Raw genomic sequence first — 23,854 nt, forward strand, 5'->3', positions numbered from 1 at the left:
TTTACCCATGATGAAACCATTGGGGGTTAAAAGTGGTGCTGCAATAAGTTATGTAACCCGGTTATTCATTAACCCGAGGTATTTATATTTTTGAATAAAACGATCTCGACATACGTCCATTATACGATAGAGAGACAGGAACATATGTGCTATAATTAAAGGTATGGATTTATGATTGAGTGTGGATGTTTTCCGATCACGGCGCTGCTTTCCGAAAAAAAGGGGGGGTGACGTCGATGATCAAACTTGTCGCGTGGCTTGATGTAATCCGGTGGATTGCTGCGATCCTCAGTATTATACTGAGCGGACGAAAGCTGTATCGTTGGTTACGCAAAAGACTTCGGAACAAGCGAAAACCCACCTCATAAGGTTGCATGCCTGACGGTGGGTTTTGCTTGAATAGGTTTATTCAGTTCAAACGCGCCGTGGCAATCCACAGCCTTTCGGGTCCTAAGAGTCATTACCGTTGGCGCGGTAATGGCTCTTTATTTAGTATATGGTCGAACCCGTATACCCTATACTTTCCGACTGTAATATATTCATGAATATATCACTGAATTACTTGTGTGTTCAGTATAACATAGCCCTAAATATAAGTTAAGTTTACTTCACGAACCCAAGCAGCATTTCACGAATCAACTTGGCCGCCACAATCTGTGTCTGTTGCGTCGGGTCATAGATTGGTGCTACTTCTACCAAGTCACAGCCCACAACGTTCACATCTGATCCAGCAATCATATGAACAGCTTCAAGCAGCTCTTTGGAAGTGATGCCGCCTGCTTCTGCTGTTCCGGTACCCGGTGCAGCAGATGGATCAAGCACGTCAATATCGATGGTTACATAAACTGGGCGGTTGCCCATTTTCGGCAGAGCTTCCTTCATAGGAGCCGCTACTTCAAACGGGTAGAAGTTAATATTCTCGCGACCATACTGGAATTCCTCACGGGAACCGGAACGGATACCGAATTGATAGATATTTTGACCACCCATCAGCTCAGCTGCTTTGCGCACAGGTGTTGAGTGAGACAGGGGCTCACCTTCATAGTTTTCACGAAGGTCTGCATGTGCATCAATGTGGATCAGGATCAGGTCCGGATATTTCTTGTACATCTGTTGGATCACCGGCCAAGTCACCAGATGCTCGCCACCAAGACCAATCGGGAACTTGTCATCTGCCAGCAGGCTGCCGATGTATTCATGGATAACTTCAAGGCTGCGTCCTGCGTTACCGAATGGCAAAAGCAGGTCTCCGGCATCAAAATAGGTCATATCCACGATGCTTTTATCCAGATACGGGCTGTACTCTTCAAGTCCAACCGATGCCTGACGGATATGAGCCGGGCCGAAACGGGAACCCGGACGGAAGCTTACGGTGTAGTCCATTGGCATACCGTAGATGACCGCTTTCGAATTTTCATAATCCTCAGAACTGCAAATAAATACGTTTCCTGAATAAGCTTGATCCAGTTTCATCTTCATTTCCCCTTTATTTCGTTAAATCTTCCACGAATTTTGGAAGTACAAATGCCGCTTTGTGCAGACGCGGAGAGTAATACTTCGTATCCATCTCCGGAATTTGAGTCTCGTCCACCGCAAGTGGATCATGCCTTTTGCTGCCCATGGTGAATGTCCATAGACCACTTGGATAGGTTGGAATATTACAGCCGTACACATGTACGATCGGGAAGATTTCTTTGACGTCTTTATTCACCTTCTGGATCAGATCCGCCTTAAACCAAGGGTTGTCCGTCTGGGCAACAAAGATTCCGTCTTCTTTGAGTGCTTCATAGATCCCCTGATAGAATCCGCGCTCAAAAAGCGGAGCAGCCGGACCTACAGGTTCTGTAGAGTCTACGATAATGACATCATACTCATCTTTATGTTCAATAATATGCATGTAACCATCGTTAACGAGCACTTCAACGTTCGGCTCGTCCAGCTTGCCAGCAATTTCAGGCAAATACGTTTTGGAATGTTCAATCACTTTACCGTCGATTTCGACGAGAACTGCTTTTTCTACAGCCGCATGTTTAATGACTTCACGGATTACACCGCCGTCACCACCACCAACTACCAGCACTTTTTTCGGATTAGGGTGAGTGTTCAAGGCCGGATGTGCCGCCATTTCATGATATACAAACTCGTCCTTAACCGTTGTCATCACCATGCCGTCTAATACAAGCATGTTGCCGAATTCTTCGGTTTCAATCATTGCAAGGTCCTGAAAATCTGTTTGCTCCGTGACGTAAGTCTGCTTAATCTTTGCGGTAATTCCGAACACAGGGGTCTGCTTTTCTGTAAACCACAATTCCATGATCGCTACCTTCTCTCCGTAAAAGTAATGAGTGATCATTTTAAAATGCATAATCACTGGTCTGTTCGTCCACACATGCTTTAGTATGTTGTGCCGAACCCTACCTTTTCATTACCCTTTTGCATTATACGCGATAGACGATTCAACTGTAAAACGGTTTTCAGGCCAAAATTGACTATAATTTGTTCACTTCGCAGACCCATTGAATATCCCGGTTACTCCAGTCCCATACTGGAAAGAAAAGAGAGGAGCCCGTTCCATGAACAAGACGAGTGTCAAGACCCGCAAACGCGGGTTCCGTGTACTCCAATTCATCAAATATCTATCCATACTTATGGTGCTCGGCCTTATTGCCACAGCTGCCATTTTGGTATATCTATACGCAACCAGCCTGCCCCTCGCCGACTCCGATCGCAATTCCAGACTTCTAGACAGTCGGGGTGAAGTCATCGCCACCTTCTCTGCTGGCGGCAAGGATTCGATTCCCGTTCAACTTCAGGATATTACCCCTGATCTGGTGAACGCTACACTAGCCGTGGAGGATCGCAAATTCAGGCAGCACTTCGGATTCGACATTCAAGGCATGGGACGAGCGGTCCTTGTCAATATTCAGCACATGCGGATGTCTCAAGGAGCAAGTACACTGACCCAACAGCTGGCACGTAATCTGTACCTGTCCCATGAGAAAACATGGACACGTAAAGCCAAAGAAGCGATGTATACTGCACAGCTTGAGATGAAGTATAGCAAAGATGAAATTTTGCAGATGTACCTGAATGAAATCTATTACGGTCACGGTGCTTATGGCATCGAAGCGGCTGCGCAGATGTATTTTGGCAAATCAGCCAAGCAGCTCGATCTGGCAGAAAGCGCTATGCTGGCAGGTATCCCGAAAGGCCCGACTTATTATTCACCCTATAATCATATGAAAAATGCCAAGGATCGGCAGAAGATCGTGCTGAAAGCCATGGTTGAAATGGGGGAAATTACGCCCAAACAAGGAGATACTGCTTACGAAGAGATGCTGGAATTCAAACCGGAGGGCGAGCGCAAGACGGTGGAACATGCCCCTTATTTTCGCGACTATATTCGAAATCTCGCGGTGAAGGAGCTGGGCATCAGCGAAGCGATGCTGGATCATGGCGGGCTGAACATCTACACTACGCTGGATTTACGTGTACAGAAAGCTGCGGAAACGGCTGTTGCCAAAGGTATGGATGCCAAAAGCGATCTGGAAACGGCTCTCGTCTCCATCGATCCGCGCACCGGATACATTAAAGCTATGGTTGGCGGCAAAAACTACCGCACCAATCAGATTAACCATGTGCTGGCAACCACACGTCAGCCTGGATCAGCCTTTAAACCCATTATGTATCTGGCTGCGCTGGAATCCAAACAACTTACCAGTGCATCCATTTTCAACAGCCAGCCTACGCTGTTTCATTATGACAATGATCGCAAAACCTACAAACCCGGCAACTTCGGTGATAAATACCTGGGCGAAATCGATCTTCGGCAAGCTATCGCAGCGTCCGATAACATCTATGCGGTAAACACCATTATGAAGATTGGCCCTGAACAAGTCGTGAGCATGGCTCAACATCTCGGCATCACAAGCAAACTGAGTCCTGTGCCTTCTCTTGCACTCGGCACTTCACCTGTCAGTCCGCTGGAGATGGCTTCTGCCTTTTCTGTTATTGCCGCGGGAGGACAGCGGACGCCGCCTATAGCCATTTTACAAGTAACCGATGCAGCTGGACGGTTGCTGTACGAATCCCCTCAGACCCAAGCAGAAACGGTGGTTGAACCAGCGGCAGCCTATGTATTAACCCGTTTAATGGAGAGTGTCTTTGAGAACGGAGGCACGGGCAATCGGGTATCTTCCACAATTAAACGCCCGGTAGCAGGCAAAACGGGAACGACGAATACTGATGCCTGGCTGGTCGGATTCACCCCCGAACTGTCCACCGCTGTATGGGTTGGTTATGATCAGGGCAAAGTGATCTCGACATCCGATGGTCGCCGCGCTGCACCAATCTTCGCCGAGTTTACGGAACAGGCCCTTGCCAGCGTACCACCCAAAATCTTCTCCGTACCTGATCAAGTCGTGAGTGTCTACATCAACCCGGAGAGCGGAAAGCTTGCAGGCAACGGCTGTGAAGAGAAGCGACTGGAAGTGTTTATTCAGGGAACGGAGCCTACAGAGGTTTGCCGGGGCGAGGCGGAGAAACTGGATGCCGCGCAAGATGAAAAGACTCGTGAGGCACAGAATCAAAAAGGAGTTCAAGAGCAGAAACATTCCTGGTGGAGTGATTTCAAACGCTGGTGGGTCGAGTGACGCATATACGTAATGACTTAATTGCGTCATGAAGTCTTATATAATAATGATGCCATTTACTAAAGTGGCTATCTTATAAATATACAGATGAGTGTATGGATCCTTCTCCACATCATCACTTAGATACGAAGCAAGCCCCGAACCCAGAACTCTGGATCGGGGCTTGCTTCGCTTTGTTCCCTTTTATCCTAGGCAAGTGCCTCTTTCAATTCATTCGGTGATGCATTCCACCACTCTTCATTATGGGAGATCAGCAGAGTTTTCAACGCTGCTCTGTCTTCTGGCCCCAGTTCATCCAGCATAAATCGGCGTTTCATCGCATAATCCATCCGGTTGACGTGATCCGCAAGTAGCTTCCAACCCCGTTTGGCTTCCGTATCAATCCACATCTCACATGCCGTTGCTCCGCCATACAGCTGTCCTTGCTCCGTACGATCTACAGCGACCCATACCAGCCATACTTGGCGTCCATTTGGGACATCTTCACGATTGGTTGAAAATTTGATGCCCCGTTCCACTTTACTCTTCGCATGCATTGCACCAACATCGATTTTGGCTTCGCCCTGATCAATGATGACTGGTGAAAGATTGTTCAGATCAATGGAACCTGCACCGAAGCCTTTATGTTTGCTCTTAGCACTAACGATATTCAAGGCAATCTGTTTCTTGCCGTTTTGCTCATTTTGGTCCATGTTCATAGCCTCCAAGAGTTGATATAAATATTTTAACTAATAATCAGCCCATTGCAAACATATACATGCTGTAGATGCTTGTCAACGGGAGGTATTTAACGATGATTCCACGACGCGCCAAGAGCTGGCTCACTGTATCCCTGGCCTTGTGTTTGCTTGCCGGAGGGATATGGATCACACTCGGTTACAATCGCTCCACTTCATCTGAATTGCCTATACTCGCTCCGGAATCGGGCAAGCCCTATGCCAAAGCAGGAGCAACTCCCCCTCCGGAAAGTGTACAATCTCCTTCAGCCGAGGTGTTCAGCAACCGTGTGGTGGAATACCACATGGATGTGAAGCTGACGGAGGGGAATGCACTTCAAGGCACACAGACGATAACCTGGACTCATCCGGGCAAAAAAACGGTGAACGAACTTTATTTTCATATGTACCCTAATGCATTCTCCTCTGCGGATACTACATTTATGAAAGAATCGGGCGGTAAGCTTCGCGGCGATGTCATGCCCACAGACGGTTATGGCTCCATGAAATTTACTGACATGCAGACGGAGGACGGGCTCTCTCTGCTACACCGGATGCAATATGTACAGCCGGACGACGGGAACATCAAAGATAAAACGCTGATCAAGGTGCGCCTGCCAAAACCTGTTAAAGGCGGCGAGAGCATCACGATCCGCACAAAATTCGAAGTGAATTTACCGAAAATTTTCGCACGAATGGGCAAAACGGATGATTTTGTTATGGCAGGCCAGTGGTTCCCTAAACTCAGCGCTTACGAGCCTGCCGGAAGGCGAGGCCGCACGATGGAAGGCTGGAACCTGCACCAGTATCATGGCAATTCGGAGTTCTATGCTGACTTCGGTATCTACAGTGTGCGTATTCGGGTACCTGAAACATACAAGGTGGCAGCAACCGGATTTCCAACGCAGCAGGCTGCCTTGAAGAATGGCGAGAAAGTATATCAATTTTATGCCGATGATGTGCATGATTTCGCTTGGGCGGCCTCGCCTGATTTCGTCTATGCAGAAGAACCCTTCTCTGCCCCCAACGTGCCCGGGGTACGTATTAAACTCTACCTTGATCCGGCACATCAGGATCTGAAAGAACGTTACCTTTTTGCTGCCAAAGCCGCATTGACGAATTACAGCAAGTGGTTCGGCCCTTACCCTTATACAACTTTATCCATCGTTGTTCCGCCAAAAGTGGCAAACGGCGCAGGAGGTATGGAGTACCCGACATTAATTACGGCCTTTGGGGCAGATGATACCACACCGGGTTATGATCTGGAGCGCACGGTTGTGCATGAAATCGGACATCAATACTTCTACGGCATGGTTGCAAGCAATGAATTCGAAGAGGCCTGGCTTGATGAGGGATTCACCTCCTACGCAGAAGATAAACTGATGGAGCAGGAATACGGACTCATTCCAAACTTGCCGGTACAATCAGGTCTGGTCACATCCCCCGCTCCTTTGACACAGCCTTCGTGGAAGTTTGAATCGCAGAATCAATATGCATCCAACGTATATACCCGAGGCAAGCTTGTACTTCTCGGTATAGAACAGCAAGTCGGAGCGAAAAAAATGGAACTCATCCTTTCAACCTATGTCCAAAAGTATCGCTTTAAACATCCGGCAACGGCTGATTTTCAGAAGATAGTCGAGCAAGTGACCCGCACCTCCTGGGCTAATTACTTTGACCAATACATCTATAACAACGGCATGGCCGACTTCGCTGTAGAGAAGATCAACGTTTCTTCTATAGAGAAGGACGGCCAAAAAATGTACGAGTCCTCTGTCACCATTGCTAAAAAGGGCAGTGACTTCCCGAAGGTTCCTGTTCGAATCGGTTTTCAGGATGGCCACACCTTAACGAAGCAATGGAACGGACAGGAGGATCGCATTACCTATAAGCTCACATACACTTCTCCTGTCTCTTGGGCAATGACTGACCCTTTGTATGATATTATGCTGGAAAATCGACATATGAACAATTTCCTGAGAACCGGACTGGATGAACGAGTCAAATCCCGCTGGAACATGAGTGCTACGAAACTAATTGAAGCCATATTCGGAGGTCTATCATGGTGAGGTGGAGTCAGTGAAAGCAAAAATTCGTGAAGGCTGGTTTCTCGTCCGTCAGCATATGTTCATTGCCGCACTCTTATTTATCTATCAATTAATCTGGGGATATTTTATCTATCGGCTGGTTCAATCGGCTGTTGTCCCCCTGCTGCTTCGTTATCCAACAGATGATGTCGGAGAACTGAGTACACTTTTATTCAAAATGGAAAGTCAGCTGAGTCTGTCCGGCCCTGAGGTTCAGCAATATTTATGGATCTTGGGTGGTATGTTGCTGCTTCGCCTGCTGATTAGCCCACTCATTCAAGCAGGTCTGCTCTACTCCCTTCAACATTTCAATTCCACAGAAGAGCGCATCCCTTTTATTCGAGGCATTAAAATGTTATGGAAACCGATGTTGCTGCTGCACACCATACGCACAGTACTCATGTTCCTCCCTGCGTACTGGCTCGTACCCACATTGTATTCAACAATAATGGATAGTTTTCATTCTCTCCATTTGTTGCTTCCCGGCATTCCATATGCAGCAGGCTGGATCATCTATGGCTGGATTGTACATCATGCCGTGCTCTACATGCAGTTTGGCATTACTGACTCGGAAGGAGAAGGCTGTATTCAGGGCACGTTCAAAGGATTGTGGATTGCTTTGCGCCGTATCTTCGCTGTCACCAGCATCGCGCTAATACTGGGAGCTGTTCATTTACTGGTCTTTGGTGCATTCACATCTGCCTCTTGGTTCCTGACAGGACTATCTGGATTGATCCTGCAACAAACATATCCGCTTGCCCGAAGCCTGCTCAGTATGTGGAAAGTATGTAGTCATTTCCGCTTATGGCAGTCTACATCCACCAAGAATGAGGGTCATGTAAGCTGAACTACATATTTATATAAATCGCTTACAAAATAAAAAAATGTTACCATCTCATGTTTAACATTTCATTCGTTATTGCGTATAAATACGCAAACCTCGACCTTTCCCCGTCAAAGGTCGAGGTTTTTTTTGCTAATTTTGCTGCTAAACGTTGCCAAAGCACTAAGCCTCTGGTACAATAAGCGCAGTGAGTTTTTAGTAACAACTTTGTAATCTTTAAATCCTTATTTGTAACAACTTTAAATTAAATCCTTAAAATTAAATTTTCTTTTCTTTATCAGGTGCATAACTAGCATAGCCAAATTCCTGGCACCTGGGAAGCGGGGGAACCAGTTATGGGTGAATTGATCTTGAAACAGAGGGATCATAGGGGACCTTCAACCGAATCCTTAAGCTAACCTCGCAGGCGTTGGAAGGGGTATACAACTTGTTTAAGAAGAAATTGACCGCAGCAGTACTTAGCCTCACATTTGCATTGTCACTTGGTGCAGGCAGCGCATTTGCAGATTCTAAGATGGATAAAGTCATTGATTCAGCAATAGGAACTACATACAAAAGCGGAGGAACAACGCTTGACGGTTTTGACTGCTCCGGGTTTACACGGTATGTATTCGACAAATTAGGTATTGATTTGGCTCGCCAATCCAGCTCCCAATTCGACATGGGTGACTCTGTATCTCGCATGGAGATGAGACCTGGAGACTTGGTATTCTTCAACACTACAGGTAAAGGTGTGTCTCACGTAGGCATTTTTGTAGGAAGCGGTAAGTTTGCACATTCTTCTTCTTCCAAAGGTGTAACGATCAGTTCCTTGAATGAGAATTACTGGGCTAATCGCTACGTTGGTGCAAAACGGATTATGAGCACGGACGCGTATGAGTCAGTGGCCCTGGACTAGGGACAAGCTTTAATCAACATCATGCTGGAACCATAAACTATACTGTAACGAAATACGAAGCATAAACCGAACCGCCCGGTACATTCTCCGCAGGAATGTATCCGGCGGTTTTTTTATGCTTCCAACTCTATGGCTGCAGGTCCTGCAAATCATGTATATATACCTGAAGCAAGAAGATTAGCTTACTTCGTTTGTCCGTGCCCTTATGATGTTTTTACCCAACCTGTTATAATATAAACGGAATGGTACGGACTTTTGTTTCATTTTCTTTCTGAAAATTGAAAACTTACCAAAGGTACAGCTCTTTTGTAGAATGAACAAAGAACAGGTAACGGAGAGAGGAGCATGCACTGTTATATGAAAAATGAAGCACCTTTGACGTTTCGTGTGGTACCTATGCAGGAAGAACATGCAGAACTCATATGCAGTTGGAACTATGATCCACCATACAATATCTACAGCTGGCTGCCTTGGGAGCAGATGAAAGCACTGGAAGTCGAATTTGGAGATGCACAGCTAAGGCAGGAGCAATATGCCGTTATTCTGGATCAACATGACCAGGTTTGTGGATTCGCACAATATTTTCCGCTCCAGAACGTAACACGTATTGGTCTCGGAATGCACCCTGAGCAGTGTGGTCAAGGCCGTGGTACCACTTTCGTAGCTGCCATCGTGCAAGAGGCGATTCGCCGCAATCCTTCAAATGAGATTGATCTTGAAGTACTTACCTGGAACCACCGTGCCATTCAGGTTTACCTGAAGAGTGGATTTGCCATCCAGGATACATATGAGCGCCAAACTCCAAATGGTTTGAAGCCCTTTCATTGCATGGTTTATGAGGGCCCCCGAGAGTAATTTGGAAATGAAATGGTTTCAATTTATCTCTCTTTTGTGATTAGTTCAAAAAATTACCACAAAATGCTATGATGTAACGACAGCTTCCGTTATAATGATAGGGATAGTTTGGGTTAGATGATCTTTCATTCTGGAGGGGACATAAGGGATGCACAAATGGATCATGAGCGGGGTATTTTTTGCAGCATGTGCTTTGGCTATTATTTTAATGTTTACGCTTCCAGGTAAAGAGGAAGTGGCTAAGGAAGCCAAACCAACCATGCCTGAAGTAGCTATGGATGCTGGACAGGCTGAAACACTGGTGAAAGCCAACTGTATTTCCTGTCACGGCGATCAGCTTCAAGGCGGAGTAGGTCCGGCTCTCGCAAACATTGGCAGCAAAGACGATGTCGAGAAAATCTACTCCACCATTGTCAAAGGTAAAGGCGGTATGCCTTCTTTCAAAGGCAAACTGCAAGATGAAGAGATTGCCCACATTGCCATGTGGCTAGCAGAGAAGAAATAAGTGTTATTGCGTGCGTAAAGCATCAAAGAGGCTCTTGTTCTCCCATCTGGAAAACAAGAGCCTCTTTGATATTCGTTATAACATCATCCTGCAGACGACGTTGCAGCAGATTATTCCATTCTCATTTTCTCAAAAGCTTCGTTGTACTGCCCTGCTTCCTTAATATCTACAGATGTAATGCCACCTTCATCCCAAGACGTAAGACGCAGTGTAACGGTTGTATAGTCAATAGTAATAAAAGGGTGATGATTGAATGCTTCCGAAATCGCAGCGACCTCGTCTACGAATGCAATCCCTTTCATATAGTTAGAAAACACAAATTTGCGGACAATCCACCGTCCCTCTTCCAGTTCCCAGCCCTCAAGCCTTCCCAGATGAGCTTCGACTTCCTCTTGCGTAAAAACCATGCGTTATCTTCCTCCCCATATGATGAGCCATCGCGGACTTGAATCCACATGACCATCGACACCTTCGCATGCTGCCTACACAGCTTTAAAGGCAGGCCACCGCCCTGCAGCGCCTTTTTACATGAGTATCATCTTACCACGTCAAAGCGCCAAAATCCATAGAATAGACGGCTCAGCGCCTTGAAGGGCAAGGTCTTGTAGTCGATACCATTTTTTAGATTAAAGGAACAAACGTTAATTCTTCTTCTCCAATTAAAATATGGATCCGGTGCTGATCCTTATCATGGATTACAACGCCGCTACCAACAGGGATCACTGACTCCTCCCCGAGTCCATAGAACAAGTCCTCTGCCAGGGCCTCGTCCACTTCAAGCTGTTCCTTTTCTCCCAGTCTCCCCCACTCTTCTGCATCCATTTCAAAAAAAACATACCGATCCGGGATGCGTCCAATTGCCACTGTTAAATCTGTCAAAATTCCTTCATAATCCCGTCCATGCTTTACACCCATTGGCTTTTCACTCCTATTCGGCCCCTAAGGAGCGGATATGATCTTATTATACCTGAAAATAACACTTAAAAAAAAAGGCCTTCTGGTCGATAAATACTATACATGACCGTTTCAATCGTTTCGGCAGCCATGAAGGCAGCCAAACATGCAACGGATTTCGGCAGAACGTTCGTTTGGAAGCCCGAATTCTGCCGCTTGAAAGGATTCAATTTTATCTCATGGATGAGGTGTATGATGAACATTTCAACAATTATTGGACTAGTTTTTGGGCTGGTCTCCCTTGTACTTGGTATGTTCCTGAAGGGCGCGCCCTTAATCAATCTGGTTAACAATCCAGCAGCCTACGTTATTATTTTTGTGGGTACGGCAGGAACTATCTTTATCGCATTCCCGATGGCTGAAGTTAAAAAAATCCCTAAACTCTTCGGGATTATTTTCAAAAATCAAGTTCTTATTGATCGAGTATCTCTGATCGGCACATTTATGGACTGGGCTTCCACTACCCGTCGTGAAGGTTTGCTTGCACTGGAGTCAAAAGTAGAAGATATTGATGATCAATTCCTTCGTGGTGGTATGCGGATGATTATTGACGGCAACGATCAGGAGTTTGTAAGTGATGTTCTCATGGAAGACATTCATGCTACAGAGGAGCGCCATCGTGCCGGTGCCTTGATCTTCGCTCAGGCGGGGATGTATGCACCAACACTCGGGGTTCTCGGTGCCGTAGTCGGTCTGATTGCAGCACTCGCTGACCTTAGTGACATGGAGAAGCTCTCTCATGCAATTGCAGCCGCATTTATTGCCACCCTTCTTGGTATCTTTAGTGGTTACGTGTTGTGGCACCCGATGTCCAACAAGCTGAAGCGGATGTCCAAGAAAGAGATGGAAATCAAGTTGATGATGGTTGAAGGGCTCTTGTCTATCCAATCCGGTGTGTCTACCATTGCCATCAACCAAAAGTTATCCGTATTCCTGACACCTTCCGAACGTAAACAACTGGAAGAGAGGGAGGGATCATCAGGTGAAAAAGGCTAAAAAGCATGAACCGCATGAAGAACATATCGATGAGAGTTGGCTGCTTCCTTATTCCGACTTAATGACTTTGCTGCTCGCCTTGTTTATCACTTTGTTCTCCATGAGCTCACTTGATGCTGCAAAATTTGAGCAGATGGCCTCGGCACTAAGCAGTGCTCTCAACGGAGGCTCTGGCGTCTTGGATCATACTTCCATGAATCCGACAGAATCCAGCACGGATCTTGGCAAGAACAAAGAAATTCCGAAGGAAATCACGAAGAAGACACCTGCCCAGATTACTGATGCTCAGATGGCTCAGAAGGAACAGGAGAATCTGGAGAAGCTGAAGAAGCGACTCGACAAGTATATTGCTCATAACGGACTTTCAGACCAACTGAACACAAAGCTCAACCAGTCTGAACTTAAAGTTACTATTAGTGATAAGGCCTTGTTTTCCTCCGGACGAGCTGATGTGAAACCTGAGTCACGTTCACTAGCCAAGGCGATCTCCAACATGCTACAGGAGTTCCCGGAGTATGAAATTGTCGTATCGGGTCATACAGACAATGTGCCCATATCGAATAACCAGTATAAGGATAACTGGGATTTGAGTGCAGATCGTGCCTTGAACTTTCTGAAAATCCTGTTGCTGAACACCCAACTCGACCCTTCCAAATTCACACCTAGTGGATATGGAGAGTATCATCCGATTGCCAGCAATGGTACAAACATCGGAAGAGCACAGAATCGGCGCGTAGAAGTGTCCATTATCCGTAAATACCAAAGCAACAATACCAATGTAAAGGCTGTTAGTGGAGGCAATTAGCAGCCCACAGCCATACATGAGTATAAGACCGTTCTCCATGGAATTTAAGGGAGAGCGGTTTTTCTCATTTTTAAACCCCATAACCTATCGCAACTTTCCTGTATTCAGAACAAAAAGCATTGCCTCCCTTCACAGGAAACAATGCTTTTATTTCATTCACTCTAACATGGAGCGAATCTTTTCCAAATTCTCATTCCTTATTCCAGCGAGTAGTCCAGCAGGCTACCCAGTTCCGCCTTTTCGGCGGCTGTAAGGTCCCTCCATGAACCTGTCGCCTGTTCTCCAAGGTGAATATTCATAATACGAATCCGTTTCAGCTTGCGAACCTCGTATCCGAATGCGCTGCACATACGGCGGATCTGACGATTTTTTCCTTCCGTCAAAATAATCCGGAACACACGATCTGTCATTCTGGTAACTGTACATGGCAGTGTCATTTCACCCAGAATCTTGACACCTGTACTCATGCCTCTGATAAAACTCGGTGTAATGGCTCGATCGACCGTAACGATATATTCCTTTTCATGACGGCCTTCTGATCTCAAAACCCGATTAACGATATCACCATCATTCGTCATCAGAATCAAGCCTTCCGAATCTTTGTCTAAACGTCCGATCGGGAATATCCGTTCATGATGACCTACAAAATCAACGATATTTCCTTGAATATGCTGCTCGGTGGTACTCGTGATACCCACGGGTTTATTCAGCGCAATATAAACATGTTTTTTCTTCTCGCTGATTGGCTTGCCGTTTATTCGAACATCATCGCCTTCTTCTGCTTGACTTCCGAGCTCCGCCTTGATGCCATTAATGGTCACCTGACCACTTTCGATCAACTTGTCGGCTGCTCGACGGGAGCAGTAACCTGTCTCACTAATAAACTTATTAATACGCAAAAGGTCATCTCACCTCATCTAGTTCTCTTCGTCTGGTTGTTGTTCTTCCGCTCGTTGCTCCCTCTCCTGTAGCTGCGGGTGCAGTTCAGAAGCAGGCAGTTCTATAATAACCGTCGTTCCCCTATTCATCACACTCTTAATATCCATCATGCCCTTATGTGATTGAATAATGCGTTGACTAACCATAAGGCCGAGCCCTGTGCCGGATTCTTTATTCGTAAAGAACGGCTCCCCAAGCTTCGACATCATCTCTTCAGGAATTCCGATGCCCTCATCCTTGATCTCAATTCTGACTCGCTTGGCAAGCTCATCGGACTTGGCCTTAAGTTTGATATGGATACTTCCTCCATTCGGCATAGCTTCCATACCATTTTTCAGCACATTGATAAATACTTGCTTCAACTGGTTCTCTTCACAGTGTACCATAGCCGAATCGGATGAGGCATGTAATACAAACTCTACCCCATGCAGATGAGCCTGACTATCCAGCAACGAGATAACATCTCCAAGAATAAATCGTATATCCCGCTCCTGAAAATGAACCGCTTGCGGCTTCGCCAGAATTAGAAACTCGCCCACAATCAGGTTGATTCGGTCCAGCTCGGATAACATCAGATCCAGATGACGATGATTTAGCTTATTACTTTCCTGCTGAAGCTGCAGGAAACCACGCAGCGTCGTAAGTGGATTACGAATCTCATGAGCAACACCCGCGGCCAACTGCCCTACCGTTGTTAACTTCTCGGATCGTCTGAGCAGCTCTTCCATCCGATTACGGTTAGTAATATCCCTCGAAACACTGATGAGTGCTGTAATCTCGCCAGCCTCATCACGTACAGGCGCTGTACTCACACTGACATCAACCCGAGTCCCATCTTTTTTCATCCAGATCGTTTCGTTGGACGTAATCGACATGCCCTCAATAAGCTGCTCATGCTGCTTCTTCATTTCCTCTTCTGCCTCAGGAGGAATAATCTTCAGCAAACGTCCCTCCACCTCACGACTGCGAAAACCATATAGTTGTTCGAATGCCCGATTGACCCGCAGCACTTTTCCTTCAAGGTCTGTTATATGAATTGCATCTGCAGTTTGATTAATGATAGACTCCAGATGCTCCTTAACAGCCCGATTCTCTTCATACATTTGTTTCAGACGGCTTGTATAGTGTCCCAGATTTCGAATCATGGCGTTAATCCGATTGGCGAGCTGTCCGAGTTCATCCTTACGTTTAATTTTCAAACGGAAATCAAAATGTCCATCCGCCACATCATTCACCTTGCCCAAGATCGATTGGATTGGACGTGTGATGTAACCAGCGAGCAAGTAACTACCAAAGATCACAATCTCCAGCAACACCAGAGATATGGAAGCATGGCTGACTAATTGCTCGGATACCATCGAGGATATTTGTTTGTAATCCATGACAATACTGATTACATAGGAAGACTCATTGGGTGTGAAAATTGGAATGAAACTCTTCAGAACCTTCTGATCATGTGTTTCACTCACAAAGGATACATTCTGCCCTGTGCGGACGGCTCGCACCACGGCACGATGATCTTCATCCACCGAACCATACTGATACGTACCGAAACGGATCGGCCTGTTATTCAGTTTACTAAAGTTTATATCTCTTCCGTCATCACTCATATCCGGGCTGGCAAACGTCAACGGATTGATGCCTGTAATCTCCAGTATAGAAGGATTGACTTCACGGATCTTATTTAATATTTCATCCGGGCTAGAGATTTTCACATAGTCATCAACTTCAGTATTATTGTAGAAGGGATTAATTATGTAGTTTCTCTTTCCATCATGATAGTAACCCCAGATATCAACATCTGTAGGACTGGACGTCGAATATTCGAAACCATCTGACCAGAAATGATCCAGTTTCTGCCCTTGAGGAATCGTTACCTGTTGCTTCTCAAATAATTGCTGAAATGCCTGGTACCAGTACGTCATCGATTTCGTGGACAGACCAACCTCTCTCGGGTCAGAAGACCGACTAACAACAATGTCATCATCCGTCTGCTCCAGGAGTGAGATATGTGACACACCTACTTCTTTACTTAAACGAACCAGTTCTTCATTGGTAATATTTCTGATGTCTGGATCTAATTCCTTTGCTGCCATTATAGAGGCAAGCCACAAATTGTTGCCAATCTGCCTTTTTACATAATCTGCACTGTACTGATTTTGTTCGACAGAAATTGCGATTTGTTTCGCTGTGAGCACCATCTTGTTCTCACTATCCTGCCTCAGATTCTCTTCTGTAGTATAATAGCTCAGTGCGATATTTAATACCAAAATAACGAGCACCGAGCACGACATAATCATGGATAACTTTGTTTTAATAGACAAATTCGTTGTTCACCTCTCGGCTTGTACCCTCTGGCGATATATGGCAAAACCTATACCCATCATAACGCTTGTATGACTATTTGAAAAGGATAATTGCCCTTTGCCCAAAAGTTACCGCTCAGGCTGAATGGGTCGAAAATTGTTGTTTGTTTGCTTTTTACGATATGCAATGAAATTAATCACTCTATTTATACACAAATCCACAGGCTTGTGGATAGTATGTTTATAACTATGTGAGCAACTGCACGGTTATCCACAAAACTATCCACAACATGTTAACAACCCGAATGCCTGTTCGCTGAATAAATCATATTGGAAGGGGTTTTACACTGTGAATGATCATTTTCTCCAGCCGGATTTCACAAATCTGACCGAGGAAGAACTGCATGAGTATTGGATGAAACAGGCTATTGCAGAAGCCCAGAAAGCCGAAGCGCTCGGTGAGGTACCTATAGGAGCTGTCATTGTACGTAACAATGAGATTATCGGCCGTGGGTATAATCTGCGCGAAACTACACTCGATTCTACGGCCCATGCAGAGATGGTAGCTATTCGTGAGGCAAGCAAAGTTATCGGGGCATGGCGCTTACTGGACTGTGCATTATATGTTACTCTTGAACCTTGTCCGATGTGTGCTGGTGCCATTGTACAGTCCAGAGTTCCACGCGTCATCTTTGGTACTGCTGATCCCAAGGCAGGCTGTGCAGGAACATTAATGAATTTACTTCAAGAACCCCGTTTCAACCATAGAACCGAGGTCATCCCGGATATTCTTCGACCCGAGTGCTCTACGATGCTGACCGAATTTTTTAGACAGTTGAGGAAGAAATAATACATTAATCCCATTAAAATAAAAAATGCTGAGTATGAAAGGATGTCTGCTGCAATGGCACTAACACTATATGATACAGCTCATGGAATAAGTCTTCGGTTACTCACCACCCAGGATGCACAAGCCTATCTTGAATTAGTTCAGCTTACCCGTACCCCATATCAGGCCGTTGAGCCCGTGCGGGAGAATGATTTCTATACAATTGAAGCACAGACTCGGCGGATCGAAGATCGAGTACGGGCTGCTGACGAGGGTACAGGTTATCAGTTCGGGATTTTCACGATTAAGGATGACCTTCTCATAGGGCAAGTCAGTCTGAACAATGTGGTTCTTGGCGTTGCTAACTATGCAGATATGGGTTACTTTATCCATCCTGACTATCAAGGCGGCGGGCGTATGACAGCAGCAGTTAAGCTGGCCGTAGCTTATGGCTTCCGCGCTCTGAAGTTGAACCGGATACAGGCCGCTGTACTGCCCTCAAACCATGGCTCTAAGCGAGTACTGGAGAAGAATAAATTCCGGTCTGAGGGGATCGCTCGTAAATATTTGAGAATTAACGGTTTCTATCAAGATCATCAAATCTTCGCTGTACTCGCTGAGGATTTGGAGGATGAATCTCAGCGCTAATTCATACAACGTACAGCAGTCGTTCTACATAATAAAAAAACCGACTGGGATCCAGGCGGGAGAAGTTCATCCTCCTCCGCTTGAATGACAGACGGTTTCGTTAGGTTTCAGATGTTAGTTTCCGTAGGAGGAGTTCATCAGTTTCTCGAACTCTTCCATTGTAATTACATCATCGCCAGTAGGAATGTTGATCTTGAACTCTGGCTTTTCGTTAATTTTGGTGTACGTATTTGAGCCAGTGAACGCCAATTTCACTTCGTCTTTGGTATCTTCCGGTTTGATCAGCATGTCAGCGACCATTTTTTGATATACCGGGAAGTCATTTTTATCCAAGGCGAAATCAATGTTGAATGTGTTGATTGTCAGAACGTCTTTTAATTTATCCAGATCTTTAGTCATCTTAGCCTGATCTGTTTCAGAGAATTTCAAATCCTCTTTTGCTTTGTCGATATCCGCTTGGCTTAGTTGTAGCATATCCCGGTACTCTTCTTTGGAGACAATATCCATTACCTTAGGCAACGCTTTGTTAACCAGTACAGTTACAGCTTCTTTTACATTGTCATTATTTACGGAGAATTGTACAACCTGCTTCGCATCTACACCTTCAGGCAGCTTTGCATCTTTGGTATCGAGGTTTTTGAAGAATTTCGTCTGATCATACTCGCCCAATACTGCATCCATAATTTCGTTGCTCAGCTTTTGTGTTTTGGCAGCATCCAGTGCATTGGGATTAAACTCAGTGCCCTCTTGCTCCGCCAGCTTTTTCAGATCAAATTCAATGAATTTGCCCACCATATTCTCTGGAATCGGGAGGAATGGGATGTTTGGCACTTTCACATACATTTTCTCTTTGGTCATTACCATAGGAATATTAAAAGTCATTCCCATATCGCCTTTAAGCTCAATGCCAACGGTCATCTCTGTCTGCATTGGCTCGCTTTGATATACACCTGTGATATTCAGCTGTGCATCCTTCAGCATGCTCATAAATTGCGTCATGTTTGGATCCGTCTGAGATGCATCACCAGGTTTATAGCTTAATTCGTTAATTGTAAAATTTGAATTCATTTCATACGATGTTAATTTAGAAGCATTCGCTGCAGCTGTCTTCAATGCCTCTTTTGGTTCTTGCTTACTACTACATGCTGTTAAGGCCAAAGATACGGTTAACAACAACGTAAGAAGAAGCGCCCCCATACGTTTAGTCATTTCTTTCTCTCCTCTCGTGATAACCCCAAAAAAATAGTTCAATATCAATGATATACCATCTTGGCAGATACTGAAACCTAATTTGGGAAAATTGTGATTTTTGCTCTTGAAAATGGCTACAAAGACCTATGTCAGGTACAGGATGATCTGACTGCTAGTCTTTCCATATGTATGAATACGCAAAAGCCCCTTGTTTGGTAACAAGGGGCTTTTGAATTTCACGATTCTTGATATGTGACGCTCGTCTTATGCAGTATATCCTCTAGGTTATCCCTCCGGATTCAGATGATCCACATGGTTCTGATTCTTCACCTTTTTGGAGCCAGACAATGGCTCCTGTAACGAAGAGCGTTTGGATGAATGATGCTGCTTATGGGTCTCCTGAGCTTCCGGTACAGGAATTGCTTTCGGTTTACTCATATACGTGCCTCCTCATCATAAAGTTTAGGAATGAGATGGGTCATGGTCTTCCGTTTTATCATGATTTAATGCATCCTGATGGCGGCGATCATTGGAATCTTGCTGTATTTGCTGCGCATGATGGCTGTTAACTACAGTCTGTTCGAGATCTTCAACAACATTTTGCAGGTTTTTGTCTATGCCCGACTTGGCTTTAGTCATACCGTTCGACTCCTTTTGTTCGGCTAGGATTTCGTTATTGATTGCAAGGACTGGGCACATTCATGAATATGTCTGGTGTAATCATGCGCCAGCTCCTGAATCGGTTCTGTACGCTCATCCGTTGCTCGCCCGTCCCGTTCCACGTCGACCAGCTCTACACGAACCTCACGGGAATCAACATATTGGCATTTAAAATCAAATGAATACATTTCATGACCTGCCGTCGCAATGTGTATCCGTATCGCCTGGTTATCAGCCTCATCAGCCATCACCTGTGCCTGATCACCTACATTCAGGACTTGGGGCAAACGATCCTGCCATGCACCTACAAGTTCGTTCTGTTCGATGTTTAGCTCGCGGTTCATCTTTACCACCTCCACTTCTATAACGTGCGGCAATGATGTTGTTTTTATGCATACTAAGTTTGCGCTCTTATTGTGCAAAATTAAACTAAAAAAGGACCCGAGCAGTATCGCTCGAATCCTTGTTATAAGTGTGGTATGGCGGAGAGGGTGGGATTCGAACCCACGTGGGCTTGCACCCTAACGGTTTTCAAGACCGCCCCGTTATGACCGCTTCGGTACCTCTCCAAAATATTAATTTATAAACTTGCCACGAAAATTATCATACCATAGATCAATGGAACAGTGCAAGTTTTTTTACTTTCTTTTTGATTACAAAAAGAAAACCAATTTCATCCAACACTTCGTACATCACCAATTCCTCCGTCACCCCACAGATGACGGATGGAGTTAGATGATAAATATAACATTTTATTTCTTTTCCTGGCACTACGTGCGGCGAGCGATGACTTCAACCCCACCCATATAAGAGCGTAACACTTCCGGAATAACCACAGTACCGTCTTCTTGCTGATAGTTCTCCAAGATCGCTGCTACCGTACGTCCCACAGCCAGTCCTGAACCGTTCAGCGTGTGTACAAATTCAGGTTTCGCCTTAGGCTCCCTACGGAAACGAATATTGGCACGACGTGCCTGGAAGTCTTCACAGTTGGAGCAGGACGAGATTTCACGATACGTGTTGCTTTCTGGCAACCACACCTCGATATCATACGTTTTAGCTGAAGTGAAGCCCATATCTGCTGTACAGAGCGTCAACACACGGTACGGCAAGCCCAACAGCTGCAGCACGCGCTCTGCATTCTGTGTCATTTTCTCCAACTCGTCATAGGATGTCTCTGGTGTAGAAAGCTTGAGCAGCTCAACCTTGTTGAACTGATGCTGACGAATCAAGCCGCGAGTATCGCGTCCAGCCGAACCGGCTTCTGAGCGGAAACATGAGCTGTATGCTACAAAATGCTTCGGCAGATCATCTGCATTCAAAATCTCTTCGCGGTGGTAGTTCGTAACCGGCACTTCTGCTGTTGGAATCAGATAATACTCCGTATCTCTAAGTTTAAACAGATCCTCTTCGAATTTCGGCAGTTGCCCCGTTCCAAACAAGCTGTCCCGATTCACAATGTATGGAGGCAAAATTTCTTCGTATCCATGCTGATCACTGTGCAAGTCCATCATGAAGTTAATCAAAGCACGCTCCAGACGCGCTCCAAGCCCTTTGTAGAAGGTAAAACGGGAACCCGTTACTTTGGCTGCTGCTTCAAAATCAAGGATGTCCAGCTCCTGTGCAATCTCCCAGTGCGCTTTTGGCGTGAAGGAGAATGACTTCGGCTCTTCCCAGCGGCGAACTTCAACATTATCATCTTCGGATGTACCTATAGGTACACTCTCATTAGGGATGTTAGGAATCGCCATCGTCAGATCATTAATTTTAACCTCAAGTTCACGTACTTCTTCATCCATCGCTTTGATGCGATCAGATACCTCACGCATTTCAACAATGAGATCATCTGCGTTCTCACGATTCTTCTTCAGTCGTGCTACCTCTGCGGATACCGTGTTACGGCGACTCTTCAGATTTTCACTCTCCTGAAGTAATTCACGGCGCTTTGCATCCATCTCGGTAAATCCTGCAATCAGATCTAGCGATTTGCCGCGGTTGTTCAATGCTTCTTCTACTCGTGCATATTCATTCCGCAATATTTTAACATCAAGCACTACGTACCCCTCCTAATAAACCTACAATATTGAGCCTCGTGTCAGACTCATTCTCGAAACCTTTAATAGTAAGAACAATATATTTATTATACCCTACTCCATACCAATAACCGAAAAAACAACCTATGTCCCCGGTGCTGCCCTCCGCCGCAATTCCCGCTATGCAGCAGTGACAAGCAACATGAGGCATCCGTTCAGATACAGCTGCCACAGCAGTCTGGAACAGATGCCGGGGAGTGATCCGATGACCGGGAGATCATAGGTTGTACATCATACGTTATTTTACTTCTTGAGAATGTTTATACTCTCTAACCATGTCCACAAAATAAGCATGCAGACGATAGTCATCTGTGAGCTCCGGATGGTAGGAGCAAGCCAGCAAATGCCCTTGGCGAGCTGTCACAATCTCATCTTTGTACGTTGAGAGAACCTCGACCTGGTCGCCAACACTTTCAATTAACGGCGCACGTATAAATACAGCTCGCACCGTCTCATCAATGCCTTTGACTGGCAGATCCGTCTCAAAACTTTCTCTTTGTCGTCCAAATGCATTACGGGATACGGTTATATCCATAAGCTCCAGATGAGGTTCTTCCTGACCTTGAATATGCTTCGCCATAACGATCAGACCTGCACAGGTGCCAAATACCGGCTTTCCTGCTTCAGAGAAGGCACGAATAGCCTCATTGAATTCATACCTGCGCATAAGCTTCCCGATGGTGGTACTTTCTCCACCTGGCAGAATCAGGCCATCCAGTCCTTCTAACTGCTGGACTTGCTTGATTGCTATGCCTTCGGCTCCAGCACGTTCAATACTGCGTATATGCTCTGTAACAGCACCCTGAAGTGCCAAAACACCGATCTTCATCTGTTAATTCCCCTTCTCTTACCAGCCGCGATCCTGCATACGCTCGGAAGGTGCAAGTTTGGAAATTTCGATACCTTTCATTGGTGCTCCAAGATTTTTGGAAACTTCGGCAATCAATTTATAATCTGTGTAATGTGTTGTTGCTTCAACGATTGCACGAGCAAACTTCTCCGGGCTGTCGGACTTGAAAATACCGGATCCTACGAACACGCCGTCTGCTCCAAGGTGCATCATAAGCGCAGCATCTGCAGGAGTCGCTACACCACCCGCTGCAAAGTTAACCACTGGCAATTTTCCGTTCTCATGTACATCAAGCAAAAGCTCGTATGCAACGCCAAGGTTCTTCGCTTCTGCATATAGCTCGTCCTTCGACATATTAGTTACTTTACGAATTTGACTGTTGATGAAACGCATATGGCGTACCGCTTCAACAATATTGCCTGTTCCAGGCTCACCTTTCGTACGAATCATGGATGCTCCTTCACCAATTCGGCGAAGTGCTTCACCCAGATCCTTCGCTCCACATACAAACGGTACAGTGAACTCATGTTTATCAATATGGAATACTTCATCCGCAGGAGTCAGTACTTCACTCTCATCCAGGTAATCCACACCGAGTGATTCAAGCACTTTAGCTTCTACATAGTGACCAATACGTGCTTTAGCCATTACAGGGATCGTTACAACTTTCATCACTTCTTCAACAATCGTTGGATCAGCCATGCGAGCCACGCCACCCGCTGCGCGAATATCGGAAGGAACACGCTCAAGTGCCATTACTGCTGTTGCACCTGCTGCTTCCGCAATTTTAGCTTGCTCAGCGTTCATGACGTCCATGATAACGCCGCCTTTTTGCATTTCAGCCATACCTCTTTTAACGCGTGATGTTCCCGTTTCCATATTCCAAGCCCCCCGTAGTGTATGTGTTTTCTCCTCATTTTCAAGAAGCGTGATTCTGCTTTTAATCAAATGGAAGAACCTTCGACTTTTATACTGTAATACGTAGAATTCTAACTTGATATTTTACCGGAAATTTTGTAAATATAC

Annotated in this window: 25 protein-coding genes, 1 tRNA gene and 1 riboswitch; of the genes, 11 read left to right on the forward strand and 15 right to left on the reverse strand. The window is 45.6% G+C overall.

Going from position 1 to position 23,854, the window contains the following annotated elements:
• The first annotated feature begins 236 nt into the window (after positions 1-236).
• On the forward strand, positions 237-368 hold the full coding sequence (locus tag ACR8BL_RS16095; protein ID WP_434748558.1) for a hypothetical protein: 132 nt from the start codon (positions 237-239) through the stop codon (positions 366-368).
• Between the two features lie 235 nt (positions 369-603).
• Here the strand turns inward: ACR8BL_RS16095 and speB are convergent, their stop codons facing one another.
• Complete coding sequence (gene speB, locus ACR8BL_RS16100) at positions 604-1,473, reverse strand: agmatinase (protein ID WP_434748559.1); 870 nt, start codon at positions 1,471-1,473, stop codon at positions 604-606.
• Between the two features lie 13 nt (positions 1,474-1,486).
• Complete coding sequence (speE, locus tag ACR8BL_RS16105; protein ID WP_434748560.1) at positions 1,487-2,314, reverse strand: polyamine aminopropyltransferase; 828 nt, start codon at positions 2,312-2,314, stop codon at positions 1,487-1,489.
• Between the two features lie 259 nt (positions 2,315-2,573).
• Between speE and ACR8BL_RS16110 the strand changes: the two genes are divergently transcribed.
• Positions 2,574-4,652 (forward strand): transglycosylase domain-containing protein, encoded by a 2,079-nt coding sequence (locus tag ACR8BL_RS16110; protein ID WP_434748561.1) that lies wholly within the window; start codon positions 2,574-2,576, stop codon positions 4,650-4,652.
• Between the two features lie 188 nt (positions 4,653-4,840).
• Here ACR8BL_RS16110 and ACR8BL_RS16115 read toward each other — a convergent pair whose 3' ends face one another.
• Positions 4,841-5,344: a YwhD family protein gene (locus ACR8BL_RS16115; RefSeq protein WP_434748562.1), complete on the reverse strand. Its 504-nt coding sequence runs from the start codon at positions 5,342-5,344 to the stop codon at positions 4,841-4,843.
• A gap of 101 nt (positions 5,345-5,445) precedes the next feature.
• Between ACR8BL_RS16115 and ACR8BL_RS16120 the strand changes: the two genes are divergently transcribed.
• The 5 genes from ACR8BL_RS16120 to ACR8BL_RS16140 all read left to right on the forward strand — a co-directional run bounded on the left by ACR8BL_RS16120 (position 5,446) and on the right by ACR8BL_RS16140 (position 10,557).
• Positions 5,446-7,437, forward strand: coding sequence for a M1 family metallopeptidase (locus ACR8BL_RS16120; RefSeq protein ID WP_434748563.1), 1,992 nt, complete (start codon positions 5,446-5,448; stop codon positions 7,435-7,437).
• 10 nt (positions 7,438-7,447) lie between these two features.
• Entirely contained in the window at positions 7,448-8,302 is an 855-nt protein-coding gene (locus ACR8BL_RS16125) for a hypothetical protein (protein ID WP_434748564.1), read from the forward strand.
• A gap of 283 nt (positions 8,303-8,585) precedes the next feature.
• Positions 8,586-8,723, forward strand: a riboswitch (cyclic di-AMP (ydaO/yuaA leader).
• 3 nt (positions 8,724-8,726) lie between these two features.
• Complete coding sequence (locus ACR8BL_RS16130) at positions 8,727-9,197, forward strand: C40 family peptidase (RefSeq protein ID WP_434748565.1); 471 nt, start codon at positions 8,727-8,729, stop codon at positions 9,195-9,197.
• Positions 9,198-9,554: 357 nt separating this feature from the next.
• The gene (locus ACR8BL_RS16135; protein ID WP_434748566.1) at positions 9,555-10,052 is read left to right on the forward strand and encodes a GNAT family N-acetyltransferase; all 498 of its coding nucleotides are present in this window, start codon (positions 9,555-9,557) and stop codon (positions 10,050-10,052) included.
• Between the two features lie 148 nt (positions 10,053-10,200).
• Complete coding sequence (locus tag ACR8BL_RS16140; protein WP_434748567.1) at positions 10,201-10,557, forward strand: c-type cytochrome; 357 nt, start codon at positions 10,201-10,203, stop codon at positions 10,555-10,557.
• 110 nt (positions 10,558-10,667) lie between these two features.
• On the opposite strand, the gene ACR8BL_RS16145 is transcribed toward ACR8BL_RS16140, so the two are convergent.
• Both ACR8BL_RS16145 and ACR8BL_RS16150 read right to left on the reverse strand, forming a co-directional pair.
• Positions 10,668-10,964: a 4a-hydroxytetrahydrobiopterin dehydratase gene (locus ACR8BL_RS16145; protein WP_434748568.1), complete on the reverse strand. Its 297-nt coding sequence runs from the start codon at positions 10,962-10,964 to the stop codon at positions 10,668-10,670.
• 214 nt (positions 10,965-11,178) lie between these two features.
• Positions 11,179-11,472, reverse strand: a complete 294-nt coding sequence (locus ACR8BL_RS16150) for a hypothetical protein (RefSeq protein WP_434748569.1) — start codon at positions 11,470-11,472, stop codon at positions 11,179-11,181.
• 234 nt (positions 11,473-11,706) lie between these two features.
• Here ACR8BL_RS16150 and motA point away from each other — a divergent pair, with 234 nt between their 5' ends.
• Together motA and motB are read left to right on the forward strand one after the other, a co-directional pair.
• Entirely contained in the window at positions 11,707-12,507 is an 801-nt protein-coding gene (gene motA, locus ACR8BL_RS16155) for a flagellar motor stator protein MotA (protein WP_434753143.1), read from the forward strand.
• Positions 12,494-13,312 carry a flagellar motor protein MotB gene (gene motB / locus ACR8BL_RS16160; protein WP_434748570.1) on the forward strand — a complete coding sequence of 273 codons (819 nt, stop codon included), beginning with the start codon at positions 12,494-12,496 and terminating at the stop codon, positions 13,310-13,312. The genes motA and motB overlap by 14 nt, the downstream gene beginning before the upstream one ends.
• Positions 13,313-13,509: 197 nt before the next feature.
• Here motB and rluF read toward each other — a convergent pair whose 3' ends face one another.
• Both rluF and ACR8BL_RS16170 read right to left on the reverse strand, forming a co-directional pair.
• The gene (gene rluF / locus ACR8BL_RS16165) at positions 13,510-14,211 is read right to left on the reverse strand and encodes a 23S rRNA pseudouridine(2604) synthase RluF (RefSeq protein ID WP_434748571.1); all 702 of its coding nucleotides are present in this window, start codon (positions 14,209-14,211) and stop codon (positions 13,510-13,512) included.
• 18 nt (positions 14,212-14,229) lie between these two features.
• Positions 14,230-16,575 carry a PAS domain S-box protein gene (locus ACR8BL_RS16170; protein ID WP_434748572.1) on the reverse strand — a complete coding sequence of 782 codons (2,346 nt, stop codon included), beginning with the start codon at positions 16,573-16,575 and terminating at the stop codon, positions 14,230-14,232.
• Between the two features lie 331 nt (positions 16,576-16,906).
• Between ACR8BL_RS16170 and tadA the strand changes: the two genes are divergently transcribed.
• Positions 16,907-17,407, forward strand: coding sequence for a tRNA adenosine(34) deaminase TadA (tadA, locus tag ACR8BL_RS16175; RefSeq protein WP_434748573.1), 501 nt, complete (start codon positions 16,907-16,909; stop codon positions 17,405-17,407).
• A 54-nt stretch (positions 17,408-17,461) separates the two neighbouring features.
• The gene (locus ACR8BL_RS16180; RefSeq protein WP_434748574.1) at positions 17,462-18,034 is read left to right on the forward strand and encodes a GNAT family N-acetyltransferase; all 573 of its coding nucleotides are present in this window, start codon (positions 17,462-17,464) and stop codon (positions 18,032-18,034) included.
• A gap of 114 nt (positions 18,035-18,148) precedes the next feature.
• On the opposite strand, the gene ACR8BL_RS16185 is transcribed toward ACR8BL_RS16180, so the two are convergent.
• The 8 genes from ACR8BL_RS16185 to pdxS form a co-directional block, all read right to left on the reverse strand.
• Positions 18,149-19,243 carry a hypothetical protein gene (locus tag ACR8BL_RS16185; protein WP_434748575.1) on the reverse strand — a complete coding sequence of 365 codons (1,095 nt, stop codon included), beginning with the start codon at positions 19,241-19,243 and terminating at the stop codon, positions 18,149-18,151.
• Between the two features lie 267 nt (positions 19,244-19,510).
• Positions 19,511-19,663, reverse strand: coding sequence for a small acid-soluble spore protein P (locus ACR8BL_RS16190; protein ID WP_434758254.1), 153 nt, complete (start codon positions 19,661-19,663; stop codon positions 19,511-19,513).
• A gap of 24 nt (positions 19,664-19,687) precedes the next feature.
• Positions 19,688-19,864 carry a hypothetical protein gene (locus ACR8BL_RS16195; protein ID WP_434748576.1) on the reverse strand — a complete coding sequence of 59 codons (177 nt, stop codon included), beginning with the start codon at positions 19,862-19,864 and terminating at the stop codon, positions 19,688-19,690.
• A gap of 23 nt (positions 19,865-19,887) precedes the next feature.
• Positions 19,888-20,229 carry a hypothetical protein gene (locus ACR8BL_RS16200; protein ID WP_434748577.1) on the reverse strand — a complete coding sequence of 114 codons (342 nt, stop codon included), beginning with the start codon at positions 20,227-20,229 and terminating at the stop codon, positions 19,888-19,890.
• Positions 20,230-20,365: 136 nt separating this feature from the next.
• Positions 20,366-20,454, reverse strand: a tRNA-Ser gene (locus ACR8BL_RS16205).
• A gap of 201 nt (positions 20,455-20,655) precedes the next feature.
• Positions 20,656-21,939, reverse strand: a complete 1,284-nt coding sequence (gene serS, locus ACR8BL_RS16210; protein ID WP_434748578.1) for a serine--tRNA ligase — start codon at positions 21,937-21,939, stop codon at positions 20,656-20,658.
• A gap of 277 nt (positions 21,940-22,216) precedes the next feature.
• Entirely contained in the window at positions 22,217-22,807 is a 591-nt protein-coding gene (gene pdxT, locus ACR8BL_RS16215; protein WP_434748579.1) for a pyridoxal 5'-phosphate synthase glutaminase subunit PdxT, read from the reverse strand.
• An 18-nt stretch (positions 22,808-22,825) separates the two neighbouring features.
• Positions 22,826-23,707 (reverse strand): pyridoxal 5'-phosphate synthase lyase subunit PdxS, encoded by an 882-nt coding sequence (gene pdxS, locus ACR8BL_RS16220; protein ID WP_062329598.1) that lies wholly within the window; start codon positions 23,705-23,707, stop codon positions 22,826-22,828.
• Positions 23,708-23,854 lie beyond the last annotated feature (147 nt).

Source organism: Paenibacillus amylolyticus (assembly GCF_051136285.1).
GTDB lineage: Bacteria > Bacillota > Bacilli > Paenibacillales > Paenibacillaceae > Paenibacillus > Paenibacillus amylolyticus_F.